The organism is Acidovorax sp. ST3, from assembly GCF_003231145.1.
Lineage (GTDB): Bacteria > Pseudomonadota > Gammaproteobacteria > Burkholderiales > Burkholderiaceae_C > Acidovorax.
Window position 1 is genome coordinate 494,611 of the sequence record NZ_QKVP01000005.1, and the last position, 12,925, is coordinate 507,535.

At 62.7% G+C, this 12,925-nt stretch carries 12 protein-coding genes; 5 read left to right on the top strand and 7 right to left on the bottom strand.

The window, feature by feature from the left end; translation table 11 throughout:
- Positions 1–7: 7 nt before the first annotated feature.
- From DNK89_RS18475 to DNK89_RS18500, 6 genes are all read right to left on the bottom strand, one after another.
- Positions 8–697 (bottom strand): energy transducer TonB, encoded by a 690-nt coding sequence (locus tag DNK89_RS18475; protein WP_110961265.1) that lies wholly within the window; start codon positions 695–697, stop codon positions 8–10.
- 104 nt (positions 698–801) lie between these two features.
- Positions 802–1,074: a bacterioferritin-associated ferredoxin gene (locus tag DNK89_RS18480; RefSeq protein ID WP_015014559.1), complete on the bottom strand. Its 273-nt coding sequence runs from the start codon at positions 1,072–1,074 to the stop codon at positions 802–804.
- A gap of 136 nt (positions 1,075–1,210) precedes the next feature.
- A complete protein-coding gene (locus DNK89_RS18485; RefSeq protein ID WP_110961266.1) occupies positions 1,211–2,353 on the bottom strand; it encodes an alpha-hydroxy acid oxidase in 1,143 nt (380 codons plus the stop codon).
- Between the two features lie 114 nt (positions 2,354–2,467).
- Positions 2,468–3,160 carry a Fe2+-dependent dioxygenase gene (locus tag DNK89_RS18490; RefSeq protein ID WP_110961267.1) on the bottom strand — a complete coding sequence of 231 codons (693 nt, stop codon included), beginning with the start codon at positions 3,158–3,160 and terminating at the stop codon, positions 2,468–2,470.
- 66 nt (positions 3,161–3,226) lie between these two features.
- Positions 3,227–5,449, bottom strand: a complete 2,223-nt coding sequence (locus DNK89_RS18495; RefSeq protein WP_110961268.1) for a TonB-dependent siderophore receptor — start codon at positions 5,447–5,449, stop codon at positions 3,227–3,229.
- 270 nt (positions 5,450–5,719) lie between these two features.
- Entirely contained in the window at positions 5,720–6,040 is a 321-nt protein-coding gene (locus tag DNK89_RS18500; RefSeq protein ID WP_015014555.1) for an SWIB/MDM2 domain-containing protein, read from the bottom strand.
- Positions 6,041–6,347: 307 nt separating this feature from the next.
- Between DNK89_RS18500 and rraA the strand changes: the two genes are divergently transcribed.
- On the top strand, positions 6,348–6,860 hold the full coding sequence (rraA, locus tag DNK89_RS18505) for a ribonuclease E activity regulator RraA (RefSeq protein WP_060987579.1): 513 nt from the start codon (positions 6,348–6,350) through the stop codon (positions 6,858–6,860).
- A gap of 15 nt (positions 6,861–6,875) precedes the next feature.
- Here the strand turns inward: rraA and DNK89_RS18510 are convergent, their stop codons facing one another.
- On the bottom strand, positions 6,876–7,790 hold the full coding sequence (locus DNK89_RS18510) for a DMT family transporter (RefSeq protein ID WP_238990874.1): 915 nt from the start codon (positions 7,788–7,790) through the stop codon (positions 6,876–6,878).
- A 93-nt stretch (positions 7,791–7,883) separates the two neighbouring features.
- Here DNK89_RS18510 and DNK89_RS18515 point away from each other — a divergent pair, with 93 nt between their 5' ends.
- From DNK89_RS18515 to infC, 4 genes are all read left to right on the top strand, one after another.
- Positions 7,884–8,306 carry a gamma-glutamylcyclotransferase gene (locus DNK89_RS18515; protein ID WP_110961270.1) on the top strand — a complete coding sequence of 141 codons (423 nt, stop codon included), beginning with the start codon at positions 7,884–7,886 and terminating at the stop codon, positions 8,304–8,306.
- Between the two features lie 252 nt (positions 8,307–8,558).
- Positions 8,559–9,890 (top strand): isocitrate lyase, encoded by a 1,332-nt coding sequence (gene aceA, locus DNK89_RS18520; protein WP_015014551.1) that lies wholly within the window; start codon positions 8,559–8,561, stop codon positions 9,888–9,890.
- Between the two features lie 317 nt (positions 9,891–10,207).
- Positions 10,208–12,127 (top strand): threonine--tRNA ligase, encoded by a 1,920-nt coding sequence (thrS, locus tag DNK89_RS18525; RefSeq protein WP_015014550.1) that lies wholly within the window; start codon positions 10,208–10,210, stop codon positions 12,125–12,127.
- A gap of 80 nt (positions 12,128–12,207) precedes the next feature.
- Positions 12,208–12,816: a translation initiation factor IF-3 gene (infC, locus tag DNK89_RS18530; RefSeq protein ID WP_082753551.1), complete on the top strand. Its 609-nt coding sequence runs from the start codon at positions 12,208–12,210 to the stop codon at positions 12,814–12,816.
- Positions 12,817–12,925: the final 109 nt, after the last annotated feature.

Below are 12,925 nucleotides of genomic sequence, written 5' to 3' on the forward strand. Positions count from 1 at the left end.
GATTGGTTTATTCGAGAACAAAGTTGACGGGGACAAGGTTCCACATGGCCTCAGGCACGCCGTTGCGTTTGCCGGGCACAAAGCGCCAGCGCATCACGGCGTCCTGGGCCTGGCGGTCCAGCCGGTCAAAGCCGCTGGACTTGTTGACCTCGACCTTCTGCGGCACGCCGTCGGTGCCGATGAGCACCCGCAGCACCACCTTGCCTTGCTCGCCCATGCGTTTGCTGATGGCGGGGTAGCTGGGCTTGGGGTTGTTGAGATAGGCCGCGTCGCTGGACGGCAGCTCGATCTTGGGCGGTGCAGGGGGTGCCGGTGGCGCAGGCGCGGGGGCCGGGGGCGCCACGGGGGCCTCGATGGGCGGCGCGGGTGGCTGGGGTGTGGTGATGCCCGTGGGGGCATTGGGCGCCGGCGTAGGGTCAGCAATCGCCACCGGCATCGGGGCCGGGCGGGGCGCGGCCTTGGGGGCGGGCTTGGGCGGTGGAGGAGGGGCCGGTGGCGGTGGGGTGACCTTGGGCGGGGCGGGCGGTGCGATGAATTCGCTGAGCAGCTCGGCCGGCACGATCACTTCGGCCGCCTTGCGCACCAGGCCGGATTGCAGGGCCCAGATGCCGGCCACGTGCAGCGCCAAAACGGACCCGACGATCACGGTGTTGCGGCTCACACCACCGGGGGAGGCAAAACGATCAGGGTGAGACATAAAACGAAAGGAAAGGCAGCGCCGACCCCAAGCATAGGGCCGACGTTGCCGGGTAAACCCGGATTATTTGCGAAAGATCCACCAGGCCGATCCTGCGACCAGGATCAGGCTGCCTGCGAGGGTTGAGAGGAGTTCCATGACTTGCTTTCCAGAATGGAGCTGGCAAGCTGGATCGCCTGTGGCGCCGCGTCGTTGCGCAAGGCGGCTACCGGTTGCGAAGCACTGCACTGCGCCACCACGTCGCGGGCGCAGCTTTCGCAGCATCCGCATTGGGTAGCCACGCCCAGTTCGAACTGGATCTCATCGAAGCTCATGCCGGCACGGGCATGGCGGGCAATCTCACGGTCCGAAACCCGGCGGCAAACACAGACGATCATGGCGGCAGGCAGTGTGGCTGGCTGTTGAAAGGATGATTGAGATTATAAATACGAATCTATCGCATTTGCAATAAATCATTCCTGCCGACAGGGGGAAGGTGACACCTGCCTCTGGCAGGTTGCTGATACCCCGGGCTCAGTCTCTGCCCGATGGGGCTCCGTCCTGCCCCTCCAGCAGTGCAGGCGTGGCCTCTGCCAGGGTGGCGCAGCCGGTCAGTGCCATGGCGACCTCCAGCTCGTCGCGCAACAGGCGCAGCACATGGGCCACGCCCGCCGCCCCCGCATTGGCCAGGCCCCACACGGCAGGGCGGCCCACCAGCACGGCCGATGCGCCCAGTGCCATGGCCTTGAGCACGTCGGTGCCGCGCCGGATGCCGCCGTCCACCAGCACCGGCACCGCGCCGCCCACGGCCTGCACCACACGGGGCAGGGCAGTGGCGGTGGCCGGAGCCGTGTCCAGCGTGCGCCCGCCGTGGTTGGACACGATGAGGCCCGCCGCGCCCACCGACACGGCCTGGCGCGCGTCGGCGGGGTGCAGCACGCCCTTGAGCAGTACGGGCAGCCGTGTGATGGACTGCAGCCACGCGATGTCGTCCCAGGTGGGGGCATGGTGCAGCAGTCCGTCGAACAAGGCGCTCTGGCCGGGGTTCAACGGCGGGGAGGCAGGTGTCTGCAAACCTGCCAGGTTGACGGGACCCACGCCGGACGGCAGCCGAAAGCCCGCGCGCCGCTCCCGGTCGCGCACGCCGCTGGTGGGGGCGTCCACCGTGAGCACCAGGGCTTCGTAGCCGGCGGCTTCGGCACGCTGCACCAGCGCCTGGGTGAAGCCCCGGTCCGGCTGCAGGTACAGCTGAAACCACAGCGGGCCGCGCCCCGGGTCGGGCAGCACGGCCTGGGCCACGCTCTCCACCGACACGCTGGCCTGGGTGCTGAGCACCACGCCCGCGCCCAGCGCTGCTGCGGCGTAGGCCAGGGCCAGTTCGCCATCGGGGTGCGCCATGCGCTGGAAGGCCACGGGTGCGAGCAGGATGGGGTGCGCCAGCGTGCGGCCCAGCAGAGGCACGCGGGTGTGCCCACCCGCCAGCGGCCGCAGCACGCGGGGCCACAGGGACAGGGCGTCCCAGGCCGTGCGGTTGGCGCGCAGGCTGATCTCGTCGGCCGCGCCGCCGCTGAAGTAGGCCCAGGCGTTGTCGTCCAGCTGCGTGCGCGCGTGCTGCTCGTGGTCGGCCAGGGTGACCAGGCCCGAGGGGATGGTGTGCCGTGCAGGAATTTGGGTCATACAAACAAAAATAGCACCAAGCGCTAGTGGATCATGCGCTGGGTGCTATCAAAATAGTAGTTTTTTGGGGCGTCTCATACCCCCGGTAGCTGCGGTGGGGTAGGAGCTTGCGGTTCACACATCGGCCCACATGCGCAGCAGGTTGTGATACGTGCCCGACAGTGCGATGGCCGACGGGTCGGTGTCGCCGTGGGTCTGGCGCAGCTTGAGCAGGGCCATGTCCATGTCGAACAGCAACTGGCGCTGTTCCAGTCTGCGCACCATGCTCTCCACCCAGAAGAAGCTGCTCACGCGGTGGCCGCGCGTGACCGGTGCGACCTGGTGCACAGTGCTGCTGGGGTACAGGATCATGTCGCCCGCAGGCAGCTTGATGCGCTTCTCGCCCAGGGCTTCTGCAATCACCAGCTCTCCGCCCTCATAGTCCTCGGGCGGGGTGAGGAACAGCGTGCACGACAGGTCGCTGCGCACCCAGCAGTTGTCGGCGCGCGAGTGCATGACGGCGCTGTCCACGTGGTTGCCATAGTAGTTGGCGCCATCACCGTACTTGTTGAACAGCGGGTTGTAGATGCGGCGCGGCAGAGCCGCCGAAAAGAAGAGGGCGTTGCGATTCAACGCGGCCTTGACCAGGCCCTGGAGCTGGGCAGACAGCTCGCTGGCTTGCGCCAGCTGCAGGTTGTTTTTCTGGTGCACCGCCTGGCCGCCCGCGCTGCGGGCGCCGTCCACCCAGGGCGCGTCGGCTGCCCAGAGCTTTTGCCGGAAGAACGCGACCTCGTCGGCGGTGAGAACGTCTTGGATGTGCAGGAACATGGAGCCATTGTGAACCGGCCCCGGGTGGTGCCGGGGCCGGTTCATTCGAGGGACTTCAGAGGTGCGTCAGAAGCGTGTCTTCAGAGTCAGCTGCACGGCACGGGGTGCGCCGGGCGTGTAGAAGCCGCGGTACAGGCCTTCGGCATACGTGCGGTCGAACAGGTTGCTCACGTTCAGCTTCAGCGAGGTCTTGTCGTCAAACGCGTACTCGGCCATGGCGTCCATCACCGCAAAGCCGCTGGCGTACACGGCGCGCGAGCCTTCGGGGTTCTGCTTGGCGCGGTACGTCAGGCCGGCGCCCACACGCAGCTTGGACGTGACGGCGTAGGTGCTCCACACGCTGCCGCTGTGCTTGGGCGTGAGGCCGGGGCGGTCGCCCTGCACCTGTGCGCCGCCGCCGTTGGAGGCCAGCACCACGTTGCTCTTGTCGATCTTGGCCGACGGGATCCAGGTGTGGTTGAAGAACAGTTCCCACTTCGGCGTCAGGCGGCCCGCCAGGTTGAACTCCATGCCGGTGGCGTGGCGCTTGCCCGAGAGCAGTTCCTGCGCAGCAGCGGTGTCGGGGTCGGTGTTGCGTTCGTTGTACTTCTGGCTGTAGAAGGCGGCCACACCCAGCAGGGCGCGGCGCTCGAACAGCTCAAACTTGCCGCCGACTTCGATGTTGCGGCTCTTTTCTGGATCGGTGTTGGCGGTGCGTGCCGTGGTGGCACCGGGATTGCCAAACTGGTAGGTGTCGCCCGAGGTGTTGTACGAAGTGCCGTACGACACGTAGTACGAGGTCAGCTCATCAGGCTGGAAGATCAAGCCCATGCGGGGGCTGAACAGGCTGTCGGAGCGCGAGTTGCTCAGGTTGCCAGCGGCGTTGTGGTACGCGGCGCGGAAGTTGTCGTAGCGCAGGCCGCCGACGAGCTTGAGCGTGTCGGTCAGCGAGACCGTGTCCTGGAAGTACAGGCCCAGGTTGCGCGATGTGAAGGTGTTCCACTGCACCGGCGCACGGCCGTCGGCCACCCAGGCGCCGTCGTTGGGCGTGCCCACGGTGGTGGTGGGGCGGGTGGTGGTGTTGGCGTAGTTCTGGTTGCGCTTGGCGTCGTCGTCGTAATAGTCCACGCCGGTCAGCACCGCGTGCTTCTTGCCACCCCAGGTGTAGGTGTTGTTGTAGTCGCTTTGCACTTGTAGCACGTTGCTTTCGCCCACGCGGCCCTTGGAGCCACGGGTCAGCACGGTGCTGCTGTTGATCTGGTCGAGCGTGATGGCGCTGTTCTGGAAGCCGATGGTGCTGGCCAGCAGGTCGCGCTCGTACTTGCCGTAGCGCAGGCGCGTGGTCAGCTCGCCGTTGTCGTCAAAGCGGTGGATGTGGCCCAGCGTGACGTATTGCGAGGTGGTGTCGTTGTGGTCGCTGGCCAGACCATAGTACTTGCCGGCTTCCAGCGGCATGTTGATCTTGCCGTCGGCCGAGAGGCGCCAGGGGTGGTTGTAGAGCGGGCGGCCCTTGGATTCGAGGTAGTACAGGCCGATGGAGAACTCATCGCGCGTGCCGATGCCCCAGGCAAACGTGGGCGCAATGCCGCGCTTGTCCTGCTTGGCGCCGTAGTTGTCGTACTCCTGCACCATGGCGTTCAGGCGGAAGGCCGCGTTCTCGCCCGTCACCCAGTTGAAGTCGCCCGTGGCGCGGTGGTACTTGCCGGTGCCCAGCGTGTAGCCGGCTTCGTGCTGGTCGATCAGCAGCGGGTACTTGTTCACCTGGTTGACCACACCGCCGGTCGAGCCCTTGCCAAACAGCATGGAGGCCGAGCCCTTGAGCACTTCGATGCGGTCGTTGTTGAAGGTGTCGCGCTCGATCAGCGGGGCGTCCTTCATGCCGTCCACGTAGATGTCGCCCGCAAGGCCCAGCGAGAAGCCGCGCAGGCGCACATCTTCTTCACCGGTCTCGCCGGACTGGAAGGTCACGCCCGCGGTGGTGCGCAGCACTTCGCGGAAGTCGTCCTGGTTGCGGTCGTTCATCAGCTTTTCGGTGAACACCGTCACGGACTGGGGAATGTCCTTGATGTCCTGCTTGCCCTTGCCCACGGTGGTCTTCTTGATGAGCAGGGTGTCCTTGCCCTGGACTTCGGCGGTTTCCTTCACCGTCACGGTGGACAGGGTGGTTTCTGGCGTGTTGGTCTGCGCCATGGCGCCCATCGAGGCGGCCAGCATCAGCGCGCCCAGTGGCAGCAGGGCCTTGTCGGACGATGCGGCTTGCAAGGGCACAGCAGCGGGAGAAACAACAAATGCGGGAGAAGAACGCAGCATGCCGCTGCGGCGCTGGGCGCGAGATTTAGCCAAGAGGGCCTCCGTCAATAGGGGTGTGCAGGTGGCGCGCAGGGGCACCAAGAGCAGGCGAGAGGCAGTGGCTAGATCAACATGGCTGTGCGTCGTCGTGCAGCTTTATGTTACATCAAATGCGGGTCATTCTCATTTGCATTGATGCGGGCGCGCCACACTTCGACAGGGTGTGGGCGTAAAAAAACCGGCAGAGCCGGTTCTTTTACGGGTGCGACGCGGGTCGCAAAGCGCCAGGGCTTACTTGACGTGCTTGCCGATCAGGCCAGCCAGTTCAAACATGGAGACCTGTGGCTTGCCGAACAGCTCCTTGAGCTTGGCGTCGGCGTTGATGTTGCGCTTGTTGGTGGCGTCCTGCAGGTTGTTGGCCTTGATGTAGACCCACAGCTTGCTGATGATCTCCGTGCGCGGCAGAGGAGCCGAGCCCACCACAGCGGCCAGCGCGGGGCTGGGCGTGAGCGCCTTCATGAAAGCGGCGTTAGGGGTCCGCTTCTTGGCGGGTGCAGCGGCCTTCTTGGCTGCTGGGGCTGTGGTTGCCGGAGCTTTTTTTGCAGTTGCCATGTTGGGTTGTCCTTGTTGGGAATAAATTTTTACCAGCGAAAACGACGCTTTCCCACTGGCAGGCCGATGCTAATGGGAAAAAAACGCGTTTCCAAGGGAGAAACGGCTTTTTTTGCCTCGATTTGTAGCGGTGGCGCCGCGCAGCGTGCAGCAATTCGCCGCAGGGCCGCGCCAGCCTTGACAAAAGCCCATGGCTGGGTGGCCTGGCCTGGGCCTGAGTGGAGCCGTGGCTGTCAGGGCTTGTATTGCGCAGACAATCTTGGCTTGGCCCGTTTCACTGACCCACTCTTTGAAAGATTTTGTCCCTATGTCCGCAGCTTTTAACCCTCCCTTCTCCACCTGCGATTTCTGCGATGTGCACAAGGCCGATGTGAGCGGTGCGTTCCGCGTCTTGCCGCCTGTTTTCCAGAGCTATGGCGGCAAGCCGGTGTTTGCGGGCCCGGTTACCACGGTCAAATGCCACGAAGACAACTCCCTGGTCAAAGCCGCCGTGGAGTCGCCGGGCGAGGGCCGCGTGCTGGTGGTGGATGGCGGGGGCTCGCTGCGCCGCGCGCTGGTGGGTGGCAACTTGGCGGCCGCTGCGGCGCGCAATGGCTGGGCGGGCCTGGTGGTGGACGGCTGCGTGCGCGACGTGGCCGAACTGAACGCCGCTGCCGTGGGCATCCGGGCGCTGGCGCTGATGCCGCTGCCCACCGAGCGCCGGGGCGAAGGCCAGCGCGATGTGGCGGTGCTGATCCAGGGCGTGTGGGTGCGGCCCGGCGACTGGCTGTATGCCGATGCCGACGGCATCGTGGTCAGCGCGCAGGCGTTGACTACTTGACGGTTGGTGTGCAGGTCAGGATTGGTCGGGGCGGTCGCCCCGACCCACGCGCAGTGCTGCGCGCGAGGGCAGGGTGGCCAGCAGCACGCTGGTCAGGGCGATGGCAAAGGCAACTAGTTGCATGCCCGTTAACGCCTCACCCAAAAACAGCACGCCCACCAGCGCCGCACTCACCGGCAGCATGACCGAGAAGACGCCGCCCTGCGCAGCGGGCACGGCCTTGAGCCCGGTCATCCACAGCCACACCGTCCACATGCAGGCGGCCAGCGCGTAAAACAACAGCAATACCCAGGTGCCCCAGCCCACCGAGGCAAACGGAAAGTCCAGCGTCAGGTACAGGCCAAATGGCGTCGTCAGCACAAAGCCCCACAGGTTGATGAGCGAGGTGATGCGCTTGGGTCCCAGGCTGCCGGTGAGCTTCTTGCCGATCACGGTGTAGGCGGCCTCGCAAACCACGGCCCCCAGCAGCAGCATCTGGCCCCACCAGGCGTGGTTTGCAGTGTTTTTGGCTCCAAGCGCTGGTTCGATATGCGCTGTGTGCTCTGGTTTTGATAGTGAAAACAGGGCGATGCCCACTACTGCGCAAAGCACGGCCATCCAGGTGCGGGGCGCCACCCGCTCGCCCAAAAATGCCCAGCCCATTAACGCCACAGCCGCAGGAATGGCCGCCATGGTGACGCCTGCCGAAACCGCATCGGTCAGGCTCACGCCGTAGATCATGCAGATGGTGAACAGAAAGTTGCCCAGAAAGGACTCCAGGAACAGCAGCCGTTTCGTCTCTGGTGTCAGTGGCGGCTCGTTGGCGGGCTTCTTGAGCCAGTGCAGCATGGCGATGCCCCCGATGCCAAAGCGCATCCAGGCCAGCAAGAGCACGGGCAGCACGGCCGCGAGCGGTTTGGAGAGCGCCACATAACTGCCCACCAGCGACATGCTGAGGGCCAAGCATAGATAGGCGAAAGGGCGGCTGGGCGGAGGCGTATTCACTAGACTGGGACGCTGTTCAAACAAAAAAGACTGCGCATCATGCCCGAGCCTTCTTCGCCAGTTGCCGCCCCACGCCATGTGTTTGTGTACGGCACCTTGCGCCGCGGCGGGTCGAACGACATCACGCGCTTGTCGCCTGCGCCGCGCTGGGTGGGGTTTGCGCAAGTTGCAGGGATGCTGTTCCACCTGGGGGCTTACCCCGGCATGACCCTGGGCGGCGACTGGCCGGTGCATGGCGAGGTGTACGCCATCGAGCCCGCGCTGGAGAGCATTCTGGATGCCATCGAAGGACTGGGCGGGGATCACCCGACCGATGAGTACCGCAAGCGCGAAATTGTGGTGACGGTGGAGGGCCAAGCGCTGTCTTGTCTGGTGTACGAGATCCATCCCCGATATGCACAGGGCGCACGCTGGATCGAGCACGGTGACTGGCTCCGGGCAGTTGGCGCTACATCGGTGTGAATTCTCACAATACGAAAGTTAAATTTCTTGATGTGGAATGCGATAGATGTTGCATTGCCGCAATTTTTCTCGATATGAGAAATCAATTTCTGTATTGAGAAATCACGTGTTTAAGTGGTTGTTTCAAAAGAAGAAAATTTATCTCTTCTATAAGACATAAGAGCTTGCGCAAGTCTTATAGAAGACTTAAAGTTGTCTTCAAGGGCGGCACACAGCAGCCCGGCGTTTTCAACCAACCCCTGGAGTGATCTCATGCCCCAATCCCTCAACGAACAACTGAGCCGCGAACAGCAAATTGCCGCCCTGGAAAAAGACTGGGCGACCAACCCCCGCTGGAAGGGCGTGAAGCGTGGTTACTCCGCAGCCGACGTGGTGCGCCTGCGTGGCTCGCTGCCCATCGAGCACACGCTGGCCAAGCGCGGCGCTGAAAAGCTCTGGGACAAGATCAACGGCGGCGCCAAGAAGGGCTACGTCAATGCTTTCGGCGCTATCTCTGCCGGCCAAGCCATGCAACAAGCCAAGGCTGGCCTCGAAGCCGTGTACCTGTCGGGCTGGCAAGTGGCCGCCGATGGCAACACCAGCGAAACCATGTACCCCGACCAGTCGCTGTACGCGTACGACTCTGTGCCCACCATGGTCCGCCGCATCAACAACACCTTCAAGCGCGCTGACGAAATCCAGTGGGGCCGTGGCATCAACCCCGGCGACAAGGAATTCATCGACTACTTCTTGCCCATCGTGGCCGACGCAGAAGCTGGCTTTGGCGGCGTGCTGAACGCCTTCGAGCTGATGAAGAACATGATCGCTGCAGGCGCAGCGGGCGTGCACTTTGAAGACCAACTGGCTGCCGTGAAGAAGTGCGGCCACATGGGTGGCAAGGTGCTGGTGCCTACGCAAGAAGCCTGCGAAAAGCTGATTGCTGCACGCTTTGCTGCTGACGTGATGGGCGTGTCCACCATCGTGCTGGCCCGTACCGACGCCGAAGCCGCCAACCTGATTACGTCCGACCACGACGCCAACGACAAGCCTTTCCTGACCGGCGAGCGCACGCAAGAAGGCTTCTACCGCGTGAAGAACGGTCTGGAACAAGCCATCAGCCGTGGCGTTGCCTACGCCCCCTACGCCGACCTGGTGTGGTGCGAAACCGGCGTGCCAGACATCGGCTTTGCCCGTGAGTTTGCACAAGCCGTGCACGCTGCCTGCCCTGGCAAGCTGCTGTCGTACAACTGCTCGCCATCGTTCAACTGGAAGAAGAACCTCAACGACAAGCAGATCGCTTCGTTCCAGGAAGACCTGTCGGCTCTGGGTTACAAGTACCAGTTCATCACGCTGGCCGGCATCCACATCAACTGGTTCAACACGTTCCAGTTCGCCCATGCATACGCCCAAGGCGAAGGCATGAAGCACTACACCGAAATGGTGCAAGAGCCAGAATTCGCAGCACGCGAAAAGGGCTACACCTTCGTGTCGCACCAACAAGAAGTGGGCGCAGGTTACTTCGACGACGTGACCACCGTGATCCAGGGCGGCTCGTCCTCCGTGAAGGCCCTGACGGGTTCGACCGAAGAAGAGCAGTTCCACTGATCTAAGGGGCTCGGCGCCACTTTGTTGTGGCGCCAAATGCACTCGACAAAAGCCCGAAGCATCTGCTTCGGGCTTTTTTTCTGGGTGCTGGGGTTAAAATCCATCCAAATTCACTGCACAAGAGCGAGAAAGGCAATCTGGTTATGACACCGCGAACTACATCGGAGATGTTGACCGGCCTTTGAGGCTGGCTGTTCGCGCCTGCACGAGATTGCACACACCTCCAAAAAGCGCGGACCTGTTCCGCGCTTTTTTGTTTTACGGGCCTGGCGCGTGCCCGCATCCATTGCACTGATCACACAGAAAGAGTTGCTCCCATGATTCACATTACGCTTCCCGACGGTTCGCAGCGCGAGTTTCCGGGCCCCGTCACGGTGGCCGAGGTGGCCGCCTCCATTGGCTCGGGTCTGGCCAAAGCCGCTTTGGCGGGCAAGATCGGCGACAAGGTGGTGGACACCAGCTATCAGATCACGGCTGATAGCCCGCTGTCCATCGTGACGGCCAAGGATGCGGATGGCCTGGATGTGATCCGCCACTCCACCGCCCACTTGTTGGCCTACGCGGTCAAGGAGCTGTTTCCTGATGCCCAGGTCACCATCGGCCCAGTGATCGAAAACGGCTTTTATTACGACTTTGCCTACAAGCGCCCCTTCACGCCCGAGGACCTGGTGGCCATCGAAAAGCGCATGGCCGAGCTGGCAGCCAAAGATGAGCCCGTGGTGCGCCGCGTGTTGCCGCGCGACGAGGCCGTGGCGTATTTCAAGGGCTTGGGGGAGCACTACAAGGCCGAAATCATTGCCAGCATCCCCAGCAACGAAGATGTGAGCCTGTATCGCGAAGGCAATTTTGAAGACCTGTGCCGAGGCCCGCACGTACCCAGCACCGGCAAGCTCAAGTTCTTCAAGCTGATGAAGGTGGCGGGGGCCTACTGGCGCGGTGACCACCGCAACGAAATGCTGCAGCGTGTCTACGGCACGGCCTGGGCCACCAAAGACGAGTTGCAGCAGTATTTGACGATGCTGGAGGAGGCTGAGAAGCGCGACCACCGCAAGCTGGGCCGTGAGCTGGACCTGTTCCATATCGACGAGCACTCGCCTGGTACGGTGTTCTGGCACCCCAAGGGCTGGACGGTGTGGCAGGAGGTAGAGCAGTACATGCGCCGCGTGTACCGCGAGAACGGCTACCAAGAGGTGAAGGGGCCGCAAATTCTGGACCAGGGGCTATGGGAGAAAACCGGCCACTGGGACAAATACCGCGAGAACATGTTTGTGACGGAGTCGGAAAAGCGCGACTACGCGCTCAAGCCGATGAACTGCCCCGGGCACATCATCATCTTCAAGCAAGGTATCAAGAGCTACCGCGACCTGCCTTTGCGGTTCGGCGAGTTCGGCCAATGCCACCGCAATGAGCCGACCGGGGGGCTGCACGGCATCATGCGCGTGCGTGCTTTCACACAGGACGACGGCCACATCTTCTGTACCGAAGACCAGATCCAGTCCGAAGTCGTGGCGTTCACCACGTTGCTGCAGAAGGTTTACAAGGACTTCGGGTTCACGGACATCATCTACAAGCTGTCCACACGCCCCGAAAAACGCATCGGCAGTGAGGAAAGCTGGGACCGTGCTGAAAATGCCTTGGCCGAGGGCTTGCGCGCGTCCGGTTGCGAGTTTGAGTACCTGCCTGGCGAAGGCGCGTTCTACGGCCCCAAGATCGAGTACACGCTCAAGGATGCGCTGGGGCGCCCGTGGCAATGCGGCACGATCCAGGTCGATCCCAACATGCCCGAGCGCCTGGATGCAGAGTTCGTGGGCGAGGATGGCGGCCGCCATCGGCCCATCATGCTGCACCGTGCCATCGTGGGAAGCCTGGAGCGCTTCATCGGGATTCTGATCGAGCAGCATGCGGGCGCCTTGCCCACTTGGCTTGCTCCCGTGCAGGTTTCGGTGCTCAACATCACGGACGCGCAGTCCGATTACTGTCGTGAAATCGCAGCAAAACTGCAAAAAGCGCTGCCCAATCAAGGCCTTAGGGTGGCCCTGGATCTGCGTAACGAGAAGATTACGTATAAAATACGGGAGCATTCGATGCAAAAGCTGCCCTACATCCTCGTCGCAGGCGACAAGGAAAAGGCGGCGGGAGCCGTTGCAGTGCGAGCCCGAGGTAATCGTGATCTCGGCGTGATGTCGGTTGATGCGTTCATTGAATTGATCGCCAACGACATCGCCACCAAAGCCTGATTTTGTACAAAAAACTGCTTTGCCGCTCGTGGACTGTGCGGGAACAGCTACTTTATTTGTAGCATTTTGATTCAAGGAAGATAGCCATCGCTACTGAATTTCGTGATCGTCGCCAGCGGGAAGAGCGCAAGCACCGCCTGAACCGTGAAATCATGGCCCCGGAAGTCCGTCTGTCCGGGCCTGACAACGAGCCCTTGGGTGTTGTCAGTCTCATGGAGGCCTTGCGGATGGCCGGTGAGCTGGACGTGGATCTGGTGGAAATCGCTGCCACGGCGAACCCACCGGTGTGCCGTCTCATGGACTACGGCAAGTTCAAGTACCAAGAGCAAAAGCGTGCGGCAGAAGCCAAAGCCAAGCAGACGGTCATTGAGATCAAGGAAGTCAAGTTCCGTCCCGGTACGGACGATGGCGACTACAACATCAAGATGCGCAACATCCGCCGCTTTTTGGCGGATGGTGACAAATGCAAGATCACGCTGCGGTTCCGCGGTCGCGAAATCACGCACCAGGAACTTGGTCTGGCTTTGCTGAACCGGATTCGTGACGAGTTGGCTGACAGCATCATCATCGAGCAGTTTCCCAAGCTGGAAGGCCGCCAGATGATCATGATGATTGCCCCCGGCAAGAAAAAGCCTGCGGCCAAGCCAGCGTCTGAAGGCGCTGCACCAGCGGCGGGCCAGGCGGCATAAAGCTGCGGATCGGTATGAAGTTTTGAGCACTGCGCCATTCAACAGGCGGAGTGCTTGAAAAGGTGGTGCCTTCGGGCATTGCCGAGCGGAAGGCGAAAGCCTTTCGATA

Excerpts from the sequence above, each read along its gene's own strand:
- DNK89_RS18475 (WP_110961265.1), bottom strand. The coding sequence starts at position 697 with ATGTCTCACCCTGATCGTTTTGCCTCCCCCGGTGGTGTGAGCCGCAAC.
- DNK89_RS18495 (WP_110961268.1), bottom strand. The coding sequence starts at position 5,449 with ATGCTGCGTTCTTCTCCCGCATTTGTTGTTTCTCCCGCTGCTGTGCCC.
- DNK89_RS18515 (WP_110961270.1), top strand. The coding sequence starts at position 7,884 with ATGCCCGAGCCTTCTTCGCCAGTTGCCGCCCCACGCCATGTGTTTGTG.
- thrS (WP_015014550.1), top strand. The coding sequence starts at position 10,208 with ATGATTCACATTACGCTTCCCGACGGTTCGCAGCGCGAGTTTCCGGGC.
- DNK89_RS18480 (WP_015014559.1), bottom strand. The coding sequence starts at position 1,074 with ATGATCGTCTGTGTTTGCCGCCGGGTTTCGGACCGTGAGATTGCCCGC.
- DNK89_RS18490 (WP_110961267.1), bottom strand. The coding sequence starts at position 3,160 with ATGTTCCTGCACATCCAAGACGTTCTCACCGCCGACGAGGTCGCGTTC.
- DNK89_RS18510 (WP_238990874.1), bottom strand. The coding sequence starts at position 7,790 with ATGTCGCTGGTGGGCAGTTATGTGGCGCTCTCCAAACCGCTCGCGGCC.
- DNK89_RS18485 (WP_110961266.1), bottom strand. The coding sequence starts at position 2,353 with ATGACCCAAATTCCTGCACGGCACACCATCCCCTCGGGCCTGGTCACC.
- DNK89_RS18500 (WP_015014555.1), bottom strand. The coding sequence starts at position 6,040 with ATGGCAACTGCAAAAAAAGCTCCGGCAACCACAGCCCCAGCAGCCAAG.
- rraA (WP_060987579.1), top strand. The coding sequence starts at position 6,348 with ATGTCCGCAGCTTTTAACCCTCCCTTCTCCACCTGCGATTTCTGCGAT.
- aceA (WP_015014551.1), top strand. The coding sequence starts at position 8,559 with ATGCCCCAATCCCTCAACGAACAACTGAGCCGCGAACAGCAAATTGCC.